This is a genomic window from Sphingomonas sp. P4_G2 (assembly GCF_056401155.1).
Genome location: NZ_JBFUJY010000007.1, coordinates 101,468 through 120,163 on the forward strand (window position 1 = coordinate 101,468; position 18,696 = coordinate 120,163).

An 18,696-nucleotide genomic window follows, 5' to 3' on the forward strand; every position below is an offset into this window, starting at 1 on the left:
TAACAATCGCATAATAAAATAAGGGAGAGTGACATGAACCGATCGATCGGGCGGCGCGCCTTGGCTGCCGGCACCGCGCTCGCGGCGCTGACCGCGGCAAGCGCGGCAGTCGCGCAGGACAAGCCTGCCACGCCGCAGGATCAACCCGCACCGCAAGACCAGGCTGCACCGCAGGACAACGTCCCGGGCCTCAGCGACTCGCAGAGCAACGACAGCCGGGCGAACGGCCAGTCCGGATCCGAAAAGGATATCGTCGTCGTCGGCACGCAGATCCGCGGCGCGAAGACCACTGCCGCGCTGCCCGTCACTGTGATCGGCAGCGACCAGATCGACGCGATGGGCGCGGCGTCGGGCGACGATCTGTTCCGCTCGATCCCCCAGGCGGGCGACGTCACCTTCAACGAAGGCAATAATCCGCAGACCAGCAACGCGGCGCGCGGCGACGTCAATTCGATCAACCTGCGCAACCTCGGCATCGGCTATACGCTCGTGCTGCTCAACGGCCGCCGCCTCGTCTCGCACCCGACCAGCCAGGCGGGCGAAGGCAATGTCCCGGTGCTCGGCTACAACGCCAATTCGCTGCCGGTTGCGGGGCTCGAGCGTGTCGAGATTCTGCGCGACGGCGCCGCCGCCATCTACGGCTCGGATGCGGTCGCCGGCGTGGTCAACACGGTGACCAAGACCGACCTCAACGGCGGCAGCTTCGACTTCCGCTATGGTGGGCCCGAGGGCACCAGCCGCCGTGACTACGAACTGACCGGCACCTACGGCAAGAATTTCGGCGGCGGCCGCGGCAACGTGTCGCTCTACCTCGATTACACCCGACACACCGCGCAGCTCGCCTCGGACCAGCCCTATACCGCAACCGATAATCTGCTCTCGCTGTTCGCGGATAATCCCGCCTTCGCCGGCAACCTGAGCGCGGACGGCCGCGCCACTCAGTCGCCCTGGGCCAACCTCGCCGTGGTCGGCGGCCCGGGCACAATCCGCATGAGCCCGGGCAACAAGGCGCTGACCTCCTCGGCCGGCGCGTTCCACACCCAGTCGGTGCTCAACCCGGGCTGCGTGTTCGTGATCAGCGCCGACACCTGCCTCGGCACCGGCACCCGCGCGACCGCGACGACCTTGCGCTCGGAGCGGTTCGATACGCGTCCGGGCACCTCGGTCACGCCGTCGCTCAATCGTTACAACAGCTTCCTGACCGCGCATTACGACGTGTCCGACCGCGTCACGCTCTATACCGAGCTCGGCTATTACCGCGCCGATACGCAGCGCATCCAGCCGCCGACGATCAACCTCAACGCCATCACCATCCCGGCGTCGAATTACTGGAACCCGTTCGGCCCGGTGAAGTTCGCCAACGGCCAGACCAACCCCAACCGCATTCCGGGCCTGACCAATGTCCCCGCCGCCGGCCTGCCGGTGACCTTGAGCACCTATCGCTTCCTCGATGCCGGTCATCAGGTCGTCAACACGGTCAATTGGCAGGACCGCTTCCTGATCGGTGCCAAGGGCAAGATCGGCAGCTTCGATTTCGATACCGCGCTGCTCTATTCGGAAGCGCAGGCGACCGACAGTTCGAACGCGATCGACATGACCAAGCTGCAGAAGAATTTGGCCCTGTCGACGCCCGATGCCTATAACCCGTTCAGCGGCGGGTGCGCGGCGTCGCCCAGCCTGGGCGACTGCTCGCCCGCCAGCCAATCGACGATCGACCAGTTCAAGGTCAATCTGCGCCGCCAATCCAAAACCACGCTAGGCCTCGCCGATTTCAAGCTGTCCAAACCGGACCTGATTAGCCTGCCCGCCGGCGGCCTGGGTATCGCGCTCGGGATCGAAGGCCGGCGCGAAACGCAGCGCGACGATCGCGACCCGAACCTCAACGGTACCGTGACCTTCACCGATGCGGTGACCGGCGCGACCAACCTGTCGAACATCGCCGCGGTCAGTCCGACGTTCAGCACCCATGGCGAGCGTACCGTCTTTTCGGCGTTCGGCGAACTCGCAGTGCCGGTCATCTCGCCCGACATGAACGTGCCGCTGATCCGCCGCCTCGATGTCCAGCTCGCCGGCCGCTACGAACATTACAGCGACTTCGGATCAGTGGCGAAGCCCAAGATCGCTGCCGCCTGGGACCTGATCGACGGCATCCGCCTGCGCGGGTCCTATTCGAAGGGCTTCCGCGCGCCGAACCTGGAGCAGACCAACGCGGTCGCTTTTTCGCGGCTCAACACCAACGGCGCCGCGTCGACCGATTATTATCGCTGTGAAGCGGATGTTCGCGCCGGGCGACTGGCGGCCAACAACTTCCCCGGCTGCTCGCGCACGATCGGCTATTCGATTTCGGTCAGCGGCAATCCCGACCTCAAGCCAGAGAACAGCACCAACTGGACCGCGGGCGTCGTCCTCGAACCCAAGTTCATCCCGAGTGAGTATGGCAAGCTGACCTTCACCGCCGATTACTGGTCGATCAAGCAGACCGGAATCGTCGGCCAGTTCGGCGCGCAGAACGCGCTGGTACTCGATTACTTGCTGCGCCTGCAAGGCTCGAGCAATCCCAATGTGATCCGCGCCGCACCGACTAGCGACGATACGCCGGTCTTCGCCGGCACCGGGCTTGCCCCGGCGGGCGCGGTGACGCTGATCAAAGACCAGTTCGTCAACCTGCTGCCGCAGACGGTGCGCGGCTACGATCTGACCATGCTCTACACGGTCAAGACCGGGTTCGGGCGCTTCAACCTCAACGTCAACGTCGCGCGGCTGACCAAGTATAGCCGTCAAACGCCGCCCGCGGTGCAGGCGCTGTTCGACGCGCGCGCCGCCGGCACCATCAATCCGGCTACCCCGCTGACCGATGCCAGCAGCCTGCTCCAGGTCAACGGCAAGCCCAAATGGCGCTGGTCGGGATCGCTGACCTGGACATTGGGCGGGGTCCAGCTCGGCGGCTACGCCAATTATATCGGCACGGTGTACGACACCAACTTCCTCGATGGCGCGGGCAACCCGTTCGTCGTGGACGGCCAGACCCAGTTCAACCTCTATGTGCAATACCGCTTCCGGAAAGGCCCGATGGACGGCACAAGCTTCAGGGTCGGCGCGCGCAACATCTTCGACAAGCAGCCGCCAGTCACTGAGTCGGGCTATCTCGGCTCGCTCTACGTGCCTTATGGACGCTATTGGTACATGCAGATCGGAAAGAAGTTCTGACGATGAAGCGACTTGCCCTGTTTGGCGCCGCGCTCGGTTTCACACTTGCCACTATCGCCGCCATCCCGGCGGCGGCGCAGGTGGCCCCGCCGCCACCGGCTACGACCGCGGCGCCCCAGGCGACGGCTGCTCGGCCGCGCTCGATCCTGTTCATCGGCAACAGCTTCACCCAAGGGGCGCATTCGGCGGTCAAACGCTATCGCAACAACACCGTGATCGATCTGAACGGCGACGGCTATGGCGGCGTGCCGGCATTGTTCAAATTGTTCGCCGCCGAATCGGGGCTCAATTATACGGTGGCGCTGGAGACCGATGGCGGCAAGACGCTTGGCTTCCACTGGAACCAGCGCCGTCAGTTGGTCTCCCGGCAATGGGATGTCGTCGTCCTTCAGGAACTGAGCACGCTCGATCGCGATCGCCCGGGCGATGCGACCGACTACCGCACCTATGCCCCGCAATTCGCCGCGATGTTCGCGCGCAACAATCCGCGGGTCGACGTCTATCTGATGGCGACGTGGAGCCGCGCCGATCTGGTCTATCTGCCGGGCAGCCCCTGGTCGGGCAAGCCGATCACGGCAATGGCGCAGGATTTGCGTCGCGCGGCCGACGGGGTTCGCGCGCTGTCGCCTGCGTTCCGCGGCGTCCTCCCCGTCGGCGAGGCATGGAACCGCGCGATCGCGAGCGGAATCGCCGACCCCGATCCCTATAACGGCGTCGCGTTCGGCCAGGTCGATCTGTGGACCTACGACCATTACCACGCCAGTATCTTCGGCTATTATCTGGAGGCGTTGGTCGTGTTCGGCCGCGTCACCGGGGTCGACCCGACCAGGCTGGGCGCCAATGAGCGCGCCGCCGACGATCTCGGCATCGATCCCCGGGTCGCGGTCCAGCTGCAACAGGTCGCCAAGGCGCAGCTCGCGCTACCTTGAGTTATGAAGCGCGCGAGAGGGCCGTCGGACCTGGCGGTCGGGCAGCTGCGTCATTGCGCAATCGCAGGCTCTCCACCCTTCGGTGCGGCCGATGCCTTCGCCACGTCCACACCACAGGCCTTCTTCGCCGGCATCGCCGTCTTGCCCGATTGGTGGTGCCCAGCGGTCGGGGTACATGCCGGACGGTCGCGCATGCGATAGGTGGCCGCGGGGGTCTTGCCGGCCGGGTGCCAGACCAGTTCGTGCGTTTCATTGAGCGATTGCGCGGCGGCGGGCAGCGGCAGGACAAGCGCGGCGGCCACGGCGATCAGGACGGATTTCACATTGGACTCCTTTTTGAAGAGCCCGCTTCCTGCCATTCGGTCCGTCGCGCCGCCTTGCCGCTCCGTAACAAATCATTGCCGGCCCGAGGCGGCAACCTTGAGGGCGGAGCGTCGCGCGACTAGGTCCAGCGCATGACACCGATAGAGGCCGTCCGATGACCGCCCCCAACATCGTCCTGGTCGAGGACGACCCGCCGCTCCGCACGCTCACTACCCGCGCGCTACAGGAGAATGGCTATAATGTCCGGCCCGCCGCGACCGCGCCCGAAATGTGGCGCGCGTTCGAACAAGGCCCGGTCGATCTTGTCCTGCTCGACATCATGCTGCCCGGCACCAGCGGCATCGATTTGTGCCGCGAGCTTCGCCGCACCAGCGACGTCCCGATCATCTTCATCTCGGCCAAGAGCAGCGAGACCGATCGCGTCGTGGGGCTCGAACTCGGTGCCGACGATTATCTCGCCAAGCCATTCGGCACGCGCGAGCTGGTCGCCCGCATACGCGCCGTGTTGCGCCGCCATGCGATCGAGCGCGGCCCCGCCGATCGCGAGAAAGGCGAGCTCAGCTTCGAGGGCTGGACGGTCAATCTGCCGCGCCGCGAATTGCTGTCGCCGACCGGCGCCGCGGTCGAACTGACCGGCGCCGAGTTCGACCTGCTCGTCGCCTTGTGTGACAACGCCCAGCGCGTGATCGCGCGCGAACGCCTGATCGAGCTGTCGCGCACCAGACTCGGCGACAGTTCGGACCGCAGCGTCGACGTGCTGATCAGCCGGTTACGCCGCAAATTGTCGAGCGCGGGCAAGCCCGCCCCGATCATCACCGTGCGCGGCGTCGGCTATATGCTCAACGTCGCGGTGGAGCGGCGTTGACGCGCCTGCCCCATCTCACTCTGGGGCTGATCGGCCGCGTCTTCGCGATCCTGCTGCTCGCGGTGCTGGTCGAATATGGCGCGAGCACCTTCCTGTACGAGCGCGCCAGCCAATTCTCGGTGCGCCAGGACGAAGCGCACCGGCTCGCCGAGCACCTCGTCATCGCCAGCAAGCTGATCGAGGAAGCACCGATCGGCGAGCGCAACACGATGGCGTCCGAACTCACCACCTCGCGCTATGCGGTCGCGTGGCGCGCGGTACTGCCCAAATCGCCCGCGGTCGCACCGTCGCTCGACAAATTGACCGAGCAAGTGCTCGCCTGGGAACCCAATCTCGATGGGCGCGACCTCCGCCTCAGCCTGACCTCGCCGGGGCGCGACGGCTTCATCACCGGCGCGTTTCGGCTCGACGATGCCAGCTGGGTCACGTTTCGCACACGCCAACCGGTGCGTGCGCTCGACATGGCGGTCAGCCGCATCCTGCTCGCTTTGACCCCGGCGGTCGCCCTGATCCTGATCGGCGGATTGCTGGTGCGCCAGATGCTGCGCCCGATGCGCGATCTCGCCCGCGCCGCCGACCGCGTTGGCCATGGCGAAGTCGAAGCGGTGCCCGAGCGCGGTCCGAGCGAAGTGCGCGATGTGATCGTCGCGTTCAACGCGATGCAGGCGCGCATCCACACATTGATCGCCGACCGAACCCAGGCGCTCGCCGCGGTCGGCCACGATTTCCGCACCCCGCTCGCTCGCCTCCATCTGCGCGCCGACGCGATCGACGAGGAGGAGTTGCGCAACGCAATCCAGCACGACGTGGTCGAGATGGACCAGATGGTCGCGTCGTTGCTTGCCTATCTATCAGGCGAGGACGAAGCCGACGGGGAAGCGCCCAGCGCGACCGACCTCGCGGTGATGTGCGCGACTCTCGCCGATGACGCCGTCGATCGTGGCGGCAAGGCCAAATATCACGGCCCCGATCATTGCGAACTGATCGTCCGCCGCGTCGCGCTGAAGCGTGCGGTCACCAACCTGGTCGAGAATGCGCTTCATTACGGCAAGCGCGTCGACATTCGGCTCGATGCCACTCCCGATCGAGTGACGATCGCGGTCGAGGACAATGGCCCCGGTATCGCGCCAGAGGATCGTGCCCGCGCGCTCGAACCGTTCGTCCGCCTCGACGACGCGCGCGGCCGCGATACGCAGGGGTTCGGCCTCGGCCTCGCCATCGTCCAGCGCGCGGTGGCGGCGCATGGCGGCGAGTTCGCGCTCGATAGTGCGCCGTCGGGCGGCCTCAGCGCGCGGATCACGCTGCCACGCGCGGCGGCGGTCGTCGCGTAGTGCGGCGGACTGCCCAGTGGTCGACGAAACTGATATGAATCGACCATGGACCCCGATCCGATCAAGAAATCCGTGCTGAAGAGCACGTATATCGGGATCATCCTGGCGCCGTTCTTATCGGCGTTCATCATCGCCGCCATACTGGCAGCCGGGCCGGCCGAGGTGTTCAAGGCGCTGCGCGGAAAAAAACGGGACGGTTGAGTCCGACCGATGATATTCGTGCAATCGGCTCATTGAGCGGGGCCGACGCCAGGGAGGGCAATTGAGCGACATCGCGATCCGATTAGACGGCCTGTTGCTCGGGCTGGTCCTCGTCGCAGGCGGCGGGATATTCATCGTTGCCGCGCTCTTATCGGCGATCCGGACATTGCTGACCAAACCCGCGGACAAGCGTTCCTGGACAATCACTTCCGATAGCCTGTGGCTGGTCCTGGCGCACGCTGTCGCGCTGGTGCTGCTGGCCGCCTATACCGACAGCCAGACCAGTGCGCCGACCGGCCCGGACTGGATCGACTGGCTGGCGGTGCCGTGGCTTTGTTTCGTCCTGGCAGGGCTAGTCCTGCTCGTTCGTCGGCTACGGCGCGAAAACAAGCCGGACGTCAGCTGAATCTGTACCCACGCCGCAAAGGCGTCTACCGTCCCCGAATGGGGTTCATCACCCGCCACCGACCCTCTCGCGCCGCGATCGCCGCGCTGGCCGGTCTGTCACTCTCCGCCGTCGCGATCCCCTCTTCCGGCCTAGCCGGACAAACCGCGCCGGCGAACTCCTCGCAATTGGTCGGAACCTATGATGGCCACCAGATGGAAATGGCGGTCGGTCTGAAACTGCAAGCTGACGGGCGGTTCGACTACGGCTTATCCTATGGCGCGCTGGACGAAAGTGCGACCGGCACCTGGAGTGTGGACGGCAATGTTGTCCTTCTGACGAGCGATCCGGTCACACCACCGAAATTCGTGTTGCTGGAGCAAAGACCCGCATCCGACGGAAAGACGCATCTCGTGCTCGATTTGCCGAAGGGCTGGACGCGACAATATTTCGATGCCGAAATTGGCTTGGCCGACGGTCGCGTCGTCGGCGGCCAATTGTCCGACGACAGCGACGCGTTTCCGCTGGCGCCCGGCGATAGGCCGGTATCGCTGCGTCTGGCATTGGGCGTGTACGACCTCCGCAGCGACGCCTTTCGTCTCGACGGCACGGCGGCCTCGCGCATCCACGTTCGGTTCGAGCCGCACGACCTCGGCAAGGTTGCGTTCGCCAAGACGCCGCTGCGGATCGATAACGGCAACCTGCTGCTCGAACGCTATGGCAGGTCAATCGTCTTCAAACGGGTGAACACGAGTACCGAAGCGAACTGACCGTCGCCTCTGCCGGCGACCGAGCCGGGCGCACCGTCGGCAACATTTCCTTACGCCCGCGCTGCACTGCGGCAAATTCAAGGCCCTAGCTCTTCCCGGCAACCAGCCAAGAGGAGCATCTGCCGTGAACGATCTGATCGGACGCGTCTTCGATTTCGAAAAGCGCGTTTTTCCCAGCAACGACCTCTATGCCAAGCTCGCGGTAGACGGGCAGAGCCCCAAGGCGCTGATCATCTCGTGCGCCGACAGCCGCGTGGTGCCCGAGCTGATCATGCAGGCCGAGCCCGGCGACCTGTTCGTCTGCCGCAATGCGGGCAACATCGTCCCCCCGTTCGCGACACAGAATGGCGGCGTGTCGTCGACCGTCGAATATGCCGTGCTCGCGCTCGGCGTGCGCGATATCATCGTCTGCGGCCATTCCGACTGCGGCGCGATGAAGGCGCTGATGAACCCCGAATTGCTCGAGGGCATGCCTAACGTCGCCGCCTGGCTGCGCCACAGCCATGCCGCCGAAAGCGTCGTGCGCGCCGGCTATGGCCCGCTCACCAACAACGAGCGCGTTCGCGCCGCCAGCCTGGAGAATGTCGTCGTCCAGCTCGCGCACCTTCGCACGCACCCGGCAGTCGCGGCGGGGATCGCGCGTGGCGAAATCTCGCTCCACGGCTGGTTCGTCGATATCCATGAGGGCGTGATGCTCGGGCTCGACGGCGATACCGGGCGCTTCCTGCCGATCCGCGACGATCGCCCGCTTCCCGTGGCGCTGGCCGCCGCGCAGCGCCTGGCGATGGACGAGGATTTCGCGGAGGCGGCGGAATGAGCCTGGCCAAGCCGGCAAGCGGATTCCTCGTCCGCGACTTCACTGCCTCGATCGTCGTTTTCCTCGTCGCGATGCCGCTGTGCATGGGCATCGCCATCGCCTCGGGCGTGCCGCCCGAAAAAGGACTGATCACCGGCATCATCGGCGGCCTCGTCGTCGGCATGCTGGCGGGATCGCCGCTCCAGGTCAGCGGCCCTGCCGCCGGCCTGGCGGTGATCGTGTTCGAGCTTATCCGCGATCAGGGCCTGTCCGCGCTCGGTCCGATCCTGATCCTCGCCGGGCTGATCCAGGTCGTCGCGGGCATTTTCAAACTCGGCGGCTGGTTCCGCGCGATCTCGCCTGCCGTGGTCCATGGCATGCTCGCCGGAATCGGCGTGCTGATCGTGGTCGGTCAGTTCCACGTCTTGTTCGACGCCAAGCCACTGTCGAGCGGGCTCGAGAATCTCGCCGCCATGCCCGGCCGCCTGCTCGGCCTTGACCCAGCCAATGCCAAAGCCACTGAGCTCGCGCTGCTCATCGCGCTGCTGACGATCGGGGTGATGATCAGCTGGGAGAAATTGCGCCCAACCGCTTTGCGCCTCGTCCCCGGCGCGTTGCTCGGGGTGATTGCCGGCACGCTGGCTGCCTATCTGTTCGGGCTCGACGTCACCCGGGTCGACGTGCCGCAATCGATCGCCGCCGCGGTGTCGCTGCCCGACGCGTCCGTGTTCGCCACCTGGCTCAAGCCGTCGACGCTGGCCGCCGCGCTGGCCATTGCCTTCATCGCCAGCGCGGAAACGCTGCTGTCGGCAGCTGCGGTCGACAAGATGCACAACGGCGTCCGCACCGATTACAACAAGGAATTGCGCGCGCAGGGTATCGGCAACCTGCTGTGCGGGGCGGCCGGCGCCTTGCCGATGACCGGCGTCATCGTGCGCAGCTCGGCCAACGTTCAGGCAGGCGCGGTGACGCGGCTGTCGGCGATCCTGCATGGCGTCTGGATCCTGGGTTTCGTCGCCCTTCTGCCCTGGCTGCTGCGCGAGATTCCGATGGCTACGCTGGGCGCGGTGCTGGTCGTCACCGGCTGGAAACTGGTCAACGTGAAGCATGTTCGTGAGCTGTTCCGCCATCACGGCGTGCTGCCCGCGGTGATCTGGGCAGCCACCCTGGTGATCGTCGTCGCCGAGGATCTATTGACCGGCGTGCTGGTCGGCATCGCACTGTCGCTGATCGAAGTGATCCCGCACATCAAGCGCCTCAAGCTCGGCGTCGATCACCAGGAAGTGGACGAGCATGCCGCGATCAGCCTGTCGGGCACCGCGACCTTCGTCCAACTGCCGCGACTGAGCGACGCGCTCGACAAGGCGCCTGCCGACAAACCGCTGACGATCGACGTCCGCAGGCTGGCGGCGGTCGATCACAGTTGCGCGGAACTGTTCCGCGAGTGGCTGGCACGGCGCCGCGCGAGCGGGGCCAGTGTCACCCTGCTCGGCGCCGACGGACGGCTCGCTCGCCTCGCTGCGTAGGATTGCTCCAGCAATCTTTCGTTACGACCGGGACATGCGGCGCCGACCTCCCGCCGTTATCCCGGTTGTATCGGAACCGCCCACCCCAGCTTCCCTTTTGCATCGCAAGGGTGGGCGGTTCCGACCCCCAGATTGTTTGCCGGCAGTCTGAATACCCTAGTCCAGAGCCGAGCCTCCCTTTAGCATCGGCTTCCTTAGAGCGGGACATGGCGTTATCCGACGCCATGTCCCCTTTTTCTTCCGCCAGCGATCTGGTCGCCCGCGCCCGCGCCGCGTTTCAGTCCGGGCGCCATGCGGAGGCGGAAAAGCTGGCGGCCGAAGCGCGGTCGCAGGATCGAGCATCGCTCGATGCGATCGAAATTCTCGCTTTGACCCATAGCGGGCGCGGCGACGTGGCCGGTGCCGAACGGCTGTTGCGCGAAGCGATCGCGATCGACTCCCGCCCGCGCTGGCCGCATGACGACCTTGCCATGATGTTGTTCGACAGCGGACGCGTGGTCGCGGCGGAGGCAGCCTGCCGTGCCGCCATCGCCGCGGATCCCGGCAATCCGCAACCCGAAATGATGCTCGGCAATATCCTGTCCGAACGGGAGGAGCTGGTCGCCGGCGCCACCCATCTGCGCCGGGCGATCGCGCTGGCCGGCGAGCATCCGCAATTGCTCGCCAATCTCGGCCGCAATCTGCAGCGGCAGGGAGCGCTGTCGGACGCCGAGCCGCTGCTGCGCCGCGCCGTCGCCGCGATGCCCGACGCGTTGCCGCCGCTCGCCTGGCTGGCCGAGTTGCTCGAACAGGCCCGGCGGTTCGACGAGGCGGCGGCGATGCTCGACCGCGCCGAGCGGCTGGCACGAGCACAAGGCAGCGACGTTACCTTGCAGCGCGCAGCATTGCTGTCGCGCACCGAGGATTGGCGCGACGGGCTGGCGCTGCTCGATGCGGAGCCCGGCCTGTCGGGTGCCGCCCTGCTCCAGCGCGGGCGCATGCGCGATCGCGCCGGCCGCCACGCCGAGGCCTGGCGCGACTTCACCGACGGCAAGGCCGCGCTTTCCGCTGCGTCAGCCCGCCGCTATGCGCGCGCCGAGGTCGAGCGCCTGATCGCCGATCTCACCTCGTTTTTCCGGCCCGAGCGGTTTGCCGCACTGGCCCCCGCATCGGTCCGCGACGATGTACCGCAACCGATCTTCATCCTCGGCTTCCCGCGCTCGGGCACCACGCTGACCGAACAAGTGCTGGCGAGCCATTCCGGCGTCCGCGCTGGCGGCGAGCTGCCCTTCGCCGCCGAATTGGCGGCGATGGCGACGGAACGGACCCGCGGCGCCTTTCCCACGCATGTCAACGACCTCGACGCCGCAACCCGCGCCACATTGGCGATCGATCTGCGCGACCATTATGTTGCCCGCGCCGAAGCGTTCGGGCTGCTCGCACCCGGAACATCGTTCTTCACCGACAAGATGCCGCTCAACGAACTGTATCTGCCGCTGCTACGCCTCGCTTTTCCCGCAGCGCCTTTGGTCGCCGTCGGGCGTCATCCGCTCGACGTGATGGTGTCGGCGATGAGCCGCGATTTCACCCATGGCTTCAATTGCGGCTATCGGCTCGAGGATGCCGCGCGCCATTATGCGCTGATCGACACGCTGATGGCCGAGTGGCGGAAACTGCCGGGGATTGCGCCGCATCAGCTCCGCTACGAGAATTTCGTCGCTGCGCAGATGGGCGAAACCGAAGCGCTGATGGCGCATATCGGTCTGCCGATGGAGCCTGGTCAGCTCGCTTTCCACGAAAGCCAGCGCTTCGCCCCGACCCCGAGCTATGCGCAGGTCCAGGAACCGCTCAACGATCGTTCGATCGGGCGCTGGCGGCATTATGCGCGCGAACTCGAGCCGGCACGCGCCATCCTGGCCGAGGCAATTGCCAGGGGCGGCTACGCCGCCTGAAGCCCCGCCGCGACCGACGCGGCATCGGCGCCCAAAATCAGGTGCAGCGCATTGGCCGAGGGCCGTGCGATCATCCGCACGCCGAGTTGCCGCAGCGCCGCCTCGTCGGCGCGCGCCGGATCGGCGAGATCGACCCACAATCGGCTCGATGCCGCGCCAGATGCGGAAATATTGCCGCGTCCGCCCAACGCAGCGAGCCACGGCGCCGGATCGGCGGCCGTCACTGTCGGCCGGCTTTCGGCCACCGCTACGGCAGCGGATAACGGCCCCGCCGCCGCGCGCATCTCCATGGCCACCGAATCGGCGATCGGACCGAGCACCACCTGCAGTCCCTGCGCGCTCGGGCGGATGAAGCCCCTGGCGCCGAGCTTCTTGAGCCGCGCTTCACTGACCTTCGCCTGATCGTTGACCACCAGGCGGAGCCGCGTCGTGCAGGCATCGATACTGGCGAGATTGCCCGCCCCGCCCAGTGCCTCGACGAACGCCAGTCCACGTTCGGCCGGCAGCGGGGCGGCACCTTCTTCCTCCGCCTCCTCGGGCTCGCGGCCTGGCGTCTTGAGGTCGAACTTCACGATCGCCCAGCGGAAGGTGCCGTAATAGATCGCGAAATAGGCCAGCCCGACCGGGAGCAACAGCAACGGCCGCGTCGACTTGGAGAAATTGAGCACGTAATCGAAGAACCCGGCCGAAAAGCCGAACCCCAGATGCACGCCCAGAATGTGCATCAGCGCCATCGCCACGCCGGTCAGGATCGTGTGCATGAAATAGAGCAACGGCGCGAGGAACATGAAGGTGAACTCGATCGGCTCGGTCACCCCGGTCAGGAAGGCCGTCAGTGCCATCGAGGTCAGCATGCCACCCACCGCCTGGCGCCGCTCGGGCAAGGCGGAGCGGTACATCGCCAGGCAGGCGGCGGGCAGGCCGAACATCATCACCGGGAAGAATCCCGACATGAACCCGCCCGCGCTGGGATCGCCGGCGAAGAAGCGGTTGAGGTCGCCGGTCTTGCCGTGGAAATCGCCGATGATGAACCAGGCGACGTTGTTGAGCACATGGTGCAGGCCGGTCACGATCAGCAGCCGGTTGAGCACGCCATAGACGAACAGCCCGATCGTTCCCGACTGGACGACGCCATAGCTCAGCCCGTCCACGCCCGCGTCAATCGGCGCGAAGCCGAAGCCGACGAAGGCCGCGAGCGCCAGCCCGGCGAACCCCGCCAGGATCGGCACGAACCGCCGGCCGCCGAAGAACGACAGATAATCCGGCAGTCTGATGGTCGAATAGCGATTGTAGAACGCCCCCGCGATCAGCCCGGAGGCGATCCCGATCGGCACCGCCAGTTTGGAGATCGCCTTGTCGCGCCACGCCGCCTCGGCCAGCGCGGCGATATCCTTGCCCATATTGGCAGTGATGTCGGGTGGCACATGAAGCAGTGTCATCGCCCCGCGCGTCGCGACCAGAAAGCAGACCAGGCCGGCCAGCCCCGCCGCACCATTATTGTCCTTGGCGATGCCGACCCCGATGCCGAGGGCGAACAGCAGGCCGAGATTGTCGAAGATCGCCCCCCCCGCCGCGGCGACGAACGGGATGTCGAGCAGATCGGGCTGGCCCAAGCGTAACAACAGCCCTGCGATCGGCAGGACCGCGATCGGCAGCATCAACGCGCGGCCGAGCGGCTGGAGCGATTGCAGCGAGAGCTTCATTGGCCTTGCTCCGACAGAGAAGAGACGAGCGAGCGCACCGCATCGGCATCGGGCGCGGTCAGCGCTTTCGCGGCGATCGCGCGGCATCGGGCGAGATCGAGCGTGCGGACCAATGCCTTGGTCTCGGCGACCGCCGCGCCCGGCACCGACAATTCGGTCACGCCCATTCCGATCAATAAAGGCACTGCCTCCGGATCGGCGGCGAGCCCGCCGCACACGCCGGTCCAGCGTCCGTGCACTGCACCCCCGCGCACCGTCTCGTCGATCAGCCGCAGGACCGCGGGATGCAGTCCATCCAACCCGGCGGCGACCGCCGGATTGGTGCGGTCGCGGGCGAGCGCATATTGCGAGAGGTCGTTGCTGCCGATCGAGAAGAAGTCGGCGTCGACCGCCAGTCCCGCCGCGGTCAGCGCTGCTGCCGGGGTTTCGACCATGATGCCAAGTTCAGGCGCTGCCACGCCAAGATCGTCGGCATGCCGCGCCAGCGCCTCGCGCGCCGCGGTCAGCTCGGCACGATCGGCGACCATCGGCAGCATCAGCTTGAGTGGCGCGTGCGCCTTCACCCGCAGCAAAGCACGCAACTGCGCATCGAGCAGATCGCGCCGCGCGAGCTGAAGCCGGATGCCGCGCAAGCCGAGCGCCGGATTCTCCTCGGCCGCGATCGTCAGATAGGGCGCCGGTTTGTCCGCGCCGATATCGAGCGTGCGCACGATCAGCGGCCGCTCGCCCAGTGCATCGGCGATCGCCTGATAGGCGGCGCGTTGCTCCTCCTCGTCGGGCGGCGTCGCGCGATCGAGGAACAGGAATTCGGTACGCAGCAACCCGCAACCCTCGGCGCCCTCCGCCACCGCAGCGCGCGCATCGGCGGCGGAGCCGAGATTGACGAACACCTCGATCCGCCTGCCGTCGGTAGTGACCGCGGGTTCGTCGGCATGCGCCAACGCTGCCTGGCGGCGCACCTGCCGCGTCTCGATCCGTGCGCGCACCGCCGCCACGTCCGCCGCATCAGGCGCGATCCGCAGCGCACCGTCCTCGATCACCAATTCGGTGCCCGGCTCGATCCGCCCCAGCGCGTCGCCGAGCGAGACCAGCATCGGCAGCCCCATCCCCGCCGCGATGATCGCGACGTGCGAGGTCGTCCCACCGCGCGAGGTCGCGATTCCAGCCAACCCCGCTTCGCCCAGCGCCATCAATTGCGAAGGATAGAGTTCATCGGCGATCAGGATCGCGCCGGGCGGCGGCGGGACCTGATCGGGTTCGCCGTGGATCGCCAGCACCACGCGGCGCCCGAGATCATTGAAATCGTCGATCCGTTCGGCGAAGCGCGCGTCGCCCGCGCCGCGCAATTGGTCGGCATAGAAATCGATCGCTTGCCGCCAGGCGAACCCCGCGCTCTTGCCCGCCACGATCGCCGTGTCCGCCGCGCTCGCCAGCTCGAGATCATCGAGCAAGGCGAGATGCGCCGCCGCGATGCCCGCGCGATCGCCCGCGCCTGCCGCATCCGCCGACAGCTCGGCACGCACACGATCCTTCGCCCCGGCCAGCGCCGCGCGCTCGGCCTCGATTCCCGAACCATTTTCGGAAATATCGGCGACCGGATCGACCGGACGGAAGGCGGGTCCGATCGCCGTTCCCGGCACCGCGGTCACGCCGTTCAGAATCGAGGGCAGCTCGGCAATTGCAGCGCTCGGCGCTGGTTCGGCAGGCCCGCCGACCGGCTTGAGCTCGCCCATCCCGGTCGCCAGCAAGTCCGCCACAGCCGCAACGCCGTCACCATCGCTACCGCGCACCGTGATCGCCGCGCCGTGCGCCAGCGCCAGCGCAAGCATCGCCACCGCGCTCCGCGCCGAGGCAGCCCGGCCCGACGACTCGACGATTTCGATCGTTCCAGGATAGCTAGCCGCGAGTTGCGCGATCCGCGCCGCCGGCCGCGCGTGCAACCCATAAGCGAGCGGCAAGTCGAGCGTTCGACTGATGGTCGCTGCCGTCGCCTCGGTCGCCGCGACCGCATCGCCGAGTGACCGGAAGCGCATCACCGTCTCGCCCGCCGCGATTGCGCGATCGCTCACCGGATCCTCGACCGCGAACGCGTCGCCATTGGTGACGATGACCGGCGTGATCAGGCTCTTCGCGGTCCGTGCCAGCCGATCGAGATCGAATTCGACCAGCAACTCGCCCGCCGCGACGCGCTGGCCGTCGGCGACCTTGGGCGCGAACCCCTCGCCGCCCAGCCCGACCGTTTCCAGACCGATATGCATCAGCAATACCGGTCCGGTATCGAGTTGCAGCGTCACCGCATGCCCCGCCGGGTGCACCGACACCACCACGCCCGCGCCAGGTGCTAGCAATCGCCCCTCGACCGGGTCGATCGCGACGCCGTCGCCCAGCATCTTCTCGGCGAACACCGGATCGGGCACCTCGGCCAATCGCGTCGCCCAGCCCGCCAGCGGGCTCGCGATGGCCAGGCTCATTTCGCCGGGCCCAAGGTCAGCCGGTCGAGCATCCACAGGGGATTGGGGCCGGTCTGGGTGAAAGTCATGCACAGATCGTGGCGTCCTTGTTGCGGCGGCAGCGATCCGTTGATCGTGCTGACGCCGGCATTGCGTATCGCGGCGCCGAGCGGAATGCTCGCGACCACCGGGCCATCGCAGCGATCGAGCCTGACCTCGAGCTCGCCGGTCGGCGTGCGCGGTTTGTCGAACACAACCTTGGTGAGGTCGGCGCCGATCGAGAAGTTGAACGGCACCTGGCCGACCTCCGCCGACAGCGAGGCGATGCCGTCGAGCGAGGCGCGCGTCCAGATCCAGCAGGGATGGAAGATGTCGCCCCAATGCACCCGGCGTAGCCCGTCGGTAACGCCGTCATCCTCGAGCCGCAGCGAGACCGCCGAGGTGCACAAGTCCATCTCAGTCGCGGCGCGAGTCCGCAGCAAGGCCGCGGTCAGCGTCCAGTCGCGCCCGGCGCCTAGCGGCTCGCTCCCGGCAAAGGCGCGCGCGCGGAGCCGGGTTCCCTCCGGCAAGGTCAGCGAACCTTCATAGACCAACGAGGCCGGGTTCGGCGCGCTTCCATCGATCGTATAGCGCAGTGTACCGACATCGGCCTGCTGGCGAAGCTTGATGGTCACTTCCCCATCCTTGCCATCGACACTCGCGAGCGGCTCGAGGGGAGTCATATTGTACCCGAGCCCCAGCCGCCGATAGCGCGCGAACTCCGCCGGCAATCGCGCGGCGAATCCCTTCCAGTCACGCTTCGCCGCCGGCGTCCAGCCGAGTTCGGCGAGCGCGGCCGCGCGCGGCCACAGCATGCGATCGGCATAGGCGGTGGTGCGGACATGCTCGGTCCACAGATTGACCTGCACGCCCAATAGATGCCGCCGCTCGTCCGCGCTCAGCGCATCGGGCAGTGGATCGAAGGTGTAGATATGCTTCCAGTCCATCACCCCGCCGCGCCCCGGCGGCTCGTCGCCTGAATCGCTCTGGATATGGTCGAGGTAGAAATCGGGCGAGGGCGACAGGATCGTGTCGTGCCCTGCCTTGGCCGCAGTGATCGCGCCGGACACGCCGTGCCATGACATCACCGTCGCCGAGGGTGGCACCTTACCCTCCAAGATCTCATCCCAGCCGACCAGCCGTCGGCCGCGCGTCTGGAGATAGTCGCCGATCCGCGCCATGAACCAGCCCTGGAGATGCTCTTCGTCCTTCAGCCCCAGCGCCTTCATCCGCGCCTGGATGCGCGGATCGGCCTTCCATTGATCCTTGACTGCCTCGTCGCCGCCGACATGGACATAGCGCGACGGGAACAGCTCGAGGACTTCGTCGAGCACATTGGCTAGGAAGGTGAAGGTCGCGTCATCGGTGTTGTACAGATTGTACATCACCCCCCAGTCGGAACTGGGAGCCTTGGGCGGCGTCGCGGTCGAACCGAGCGCAGGATAGGCAGCGATCGCCGCCGTGGCGTGCCCCGGCATGTCGACCTCTGGCACGATCGTGACGTGCCGCGCCGCGGCATAAGCGACGATCTCGCGAATCTCTGCCTTGGTGTAGAAGCCGCCATAGCGCACCTGCTTGCCGGTCTTCGGGTCGACACCGGCTGCGCCCGCCGGCTGGCGCCACGCGCCGATCGCGGTCAGGCGCGGATATTTGTCGATCTGGATCCGCCATCCCTGGTCGTCGGTCAGATGCCATTGCAGGATATTGAGCTTCTCCATCGCCAGGCGATCGATCAGCTGTTTGACATAGACCGGCGGCTGGAAATGCCTGGCGGAATCGAGCATCACCCCGCGCCAGGTGAAAGCCGGCGCGTCGTCGATCGTCATCGCGCCGATCCGGCCGTCGCGCGATGCGGCGATCAGCTGCCATAGAGTGGTCGCGCCATAATAGAGCCCGGTGTCGGTGGACGCCGATACCGTAACGCCGGCCGGCGTCACGCGCAGGCGATAGGCCTCATTCCCTTTGATCGACGCGTCGCGGCGGAACCGGATCGCGCCCCCTCTGGCCAGCGCCAGCTTCGGTCCGCCGGTGCGCGCGACAAGTTCGGCCAGGCGTCGCGCGGCGGCGGTGCCGCCGGCATCGTCGGCGGCGATCGTCGCGCGGGCAAAAGAAAAGCTGCCGACCTGCGACGTCACCGTCGCGGGCATCGGCAGCAGGGGGAGGTCAGGTGATGCCCATGCCGCCGCCGGCATGGTCGAGATCATGACGGCGGCGAACAGGGCGGTGCGCATCGGGTAAT

At 66.9% G+C, this 18,696-nt stretch carries 14 protein-coding genes; 10 read left to right on the forward strand and 4 right to left on the reverse strand.

Going from position 1 to position 18,696, the window contains the following annotated elements:
• The first annotated feature begins 33 nt into the window (after nucleotides 1-33).
• Complete coding sequence (locus AC1DRD_RS18695) at nucleotides 34-3,207, forward strand: TonB-dependent receptor domain-containing protein (RefSeq protein WP_478042573.1); 3,174 nt, start codon at nucleotides 34-36, stop codon at nucleotides 3,205-3,207.
• 2 nt (nucleotides 3,208-3,209) lie between these two features.
• Complete coding sequence (locus AC1DRD_RS18700; protein WP_478042574.1) at nucleotides 3,210-4,136, forward strand: PEP-CTERM sorting domain-containing protein; 927 nt, start codon at nucleotides 3,210-3,212, stop codon at nucleotides 4,134-4,136.
• 50 nt (nucleotides 4,137-4,186) lie between these two features.
• On the opposite strand, the gene AC1DRD_RS18705 is transcribed toward AC1DRD_RS18700, so the two are convergent.
• Nucleotides 4,187-4,459 (reverse strand): hypothetical protein, encoded by a 273-nt coding sequence (locus tag AC1DRD_RS18705; RefSeq protein WP_478042575.1) that lies wholly within the window; start codon nucleotides 4,457-4,459, stop codon nucleotides 4,187-4,189.
• Between the two features lie 155 nt (nucleotides 4,460-4,614).
• Between AC1DRD_RS18705 and AC1DRD_RS18710 the strand changes: the two genes are divergently transcribed.
• The 8 genes from AC1DRD_RS18710 to AC1DRD_RS18745 all read left to right on the forward strand — a co-directional run bounded on the left by AC1DRD_RS18710 (nucleotide 4,615) and on the right by AC1DRD_RS18745 (nucleotide 12,265).
• Nucleotides 4,615-5,325, forward strand: coding sequence for a response regulator (locus tag AC1DRD_RS18710; RefSeq protein WP_478042576.1), 711 nt, complete (start codon nucleotides 4,615-4,617; stop codon nucleotides 5,323-5,325).
• A complete protein-coding gene (locus AC1DRD_RS18715) occupies nucleotides 5,322-6,656 on the forward strand; it encodes an ATP-binding protein (protein ID WP_478042577.1) in 1,335 nt (444 codons plus the stop codon). Before AC1DRD_RS18710 ends, AC1DRD_RS18715 begins: the two co-directional genes overlap by 4 nt.
• A gap of 45 nt (nucleotides 6,657-6,701) precedes the next feature.
• Nucleotides 6,702-6,857 carry a hypothetical protein gene (locus AC1DRD_RS18720; protein WP_478042578.1) on the forward strand — a complete coding sequence of 52 codons (156 nt, stop codon included), beginning with the start codon at nucleotides 6,702-6,704 and terminating at the stop codon, nucleotides 6,855-6,857.
• A 61-nt stretch (nucleotides 6,858-6,918) separates the two neighbouring features.
• Nucleotides 6,919-7,263, forward strand: coding sequence for a hypothetical protein (locus tag AC1DRD_RS18725; protein WP_478042579.1), 345 nt, complete (start codon nucleotides 6,919-6,921; stop codon nucleotides 7,261-7,263).
• Between the two features lie 38 nt (nucleotides 7,264-7,301).
• Nucleotides 7,302-8,012, forward strand: coding sequence for a hypothetical protein (locus AC1DRD_RS18730; RefSeq protein WP_478042581.1), 711 nt, complete (start codon nucleotides 7,302-7,304; stop codon nucleotides 8,010-8,012).
• Between the two features lie 124 nt (nucleotides 8,013-8,136).
• Nucleotides 8,137-8,829 carry a carbonic anhydrase gene (locus AC1DRD_RS18735; protein WP_478030893.1) on the forward strand — a complete coding sequence of 231 codons (693 nt, stop codon included), beginning with the start codon at nucleotides 8,137-8,139 and terminating at the stop codon, nucleotides 8,827-8,829.
• Nucleotides 8,826-10,334, forward strand: a complete 1,509-nt coding sequence (locus AC1DRD_RS18740) for a SulP family inorganic anion transporter (protein ID WP_478042582.1) — start codon at nucleotides 8,826-8,828, stop codon at nucleotides 10,332-10,334. Before AC1DRD_RS18735 ends, AC1DRD_RS18740 begins: the two co-directional genes overlap by 4 nt.
• 206 nt (nucleotides 10,335-10,540) lie before the next feature.
• A complete protein-coding gene (locus tag AC1DRD_RS18745) occupies nucleotides 10,541-12,265 on the forward strand; it encodes a sulfotransferase family protein (RefSeq protein WP_478042583.1) in 1,725 nt (574 codons plus the stop codon).
• On the opposite strand, the gene nagE is transcribed toward AC1DRD_RS18745, so the two are convergent.
• The 3 genes from nagE to AC1DRD_RS18760 are packed head-to-tail and all read right to left on the reverse strand — an operon-like array spanning nucleotide 12,253 to nucleotide 18,688.
• Nucleotides 12,253-13,968 (reverse strand): N-acetylglucosamine-specific PTS transporter subunit IIBC, encoded by a 1,716-nt coding sequence (nagE, locus tag AC1DRD_RS18750; protein ID WP_478030899.1) that lies wholly within the window; start codon nucleotides 13,966-13,968, stop codon nucleotides 12,253-12,255. The genes AC1DRD_RS18745 and nagE overlap by 13 nt on opposite strands.
• The gene (ptsP, locus tag AC1DRD_RS18755; RefSeq protein WP_478042584.1) at nucleotides 13,965-16,439 is read right to left on the reverse strand and encodes a phosphoenolpyruvate--protein phosphotransferase; all 2,475 of its coding nucleotides are present in this window, start codon (nucleotides 16,437-16,439) and stop codon (nucleotides 13,965-13,967) included. Before ptsP ends, nagE begins: the two co-directional genes overlap by 4 nt.
• The gene (locus tag AC1DRD_RS18760; protein ID WP_478042586.1) at nucleotides 16,436-18,688 is read right to left on the reverse strand and encodes a family 20 glycosylhydrolase; all 2,253 of its coding nucleotides are present in this window, start codon (nucleotides 18,686-18,688) and stop codon (nucleotides 16,436-16,438) included. The genes ptsP and AC1DRD_RS18760 overlap by 4 nt, the downstream gene beginning before the upstream one ends.
• Nucleotides 18,689-18,696: the final 8 nt, after the last annotated feature.

Excerpts from the sequence above, each read along its gene's own strand:
- AC1DRD_RS18695 (WP_478042573.1), top strand. The coding sequence starts at position 34 with ATGAACCGATCGATCGGGCGGCGCGCCTTGGCTGCCGGCACCGCGCTC.
- AC1DRD_RS18700 (WP_478042574.1), top strand. The coding sequence starts at position 3,210 with ATGAAGCGACTTGCCCTGTTTGGCGCCGCGCTCGGTTTCACACTTGCC.
- AC1DRD_RS18710 (WP_478042576.1), top strand. The coding sequence starts at position 4,615 with ATGACCGCCCCCAACATCGTCCTGGTCGAGGACGACCCGCCGCTCCGC.
- AC1DRD_RS18720 (WP_478042578.1), top strand. The coding sequence starts at position 6,702 with ATGGACCCCGATCCGATCAAGAAATCCGTGCTGAAGAGCACGTATATC.
- AC1DRD_RS18730 (WP_478042581.1), top strand. The coding sequence starts at position 7,302 with ATGGGGTTCATCACCCGCCACCGACCCTCTCGCGCCGCGATCGCCGCG.
- AC1DRD_RS18740 (WP_478042582.1), top strand. The coding sequence starts at position 8,826 with ATGAGCCTGGCCAAGCCGGCAAGCGGATTCCTCGTCCGCGACTTCACT.
- AC1DRD_RS18745 (WP_478042583.1), top strand. The coding sequence starts at position 10,541 with ATGGCGTTATCCGACGCCATGTCCCCTTTTTCTTCCGCCAGCGATCTG.
- nagE (WP_478030899.1), bottom strand. The coding sequence starts at position 13,968 with ATGAAGCTCTCGCTGCAATCGCTCCAGCCGCTCGGCCGCGCGTTGATG.
- ptsP (WP_478042584.1), bottom strand. The coding sequence starts at position 16,439 with ATGAGCCTGGCCATCGCGAGCCCGCTGGCGGGCTGGGCGACGCGATTG.
- AC1DRD_RS18760 (WP_478042586.1), bottom strand. The coding sequence starts at position 18,688 with ATGCGCACCGCCCTGTTCGCCGCCGTCATGATCTCGACCATGCCGGCG.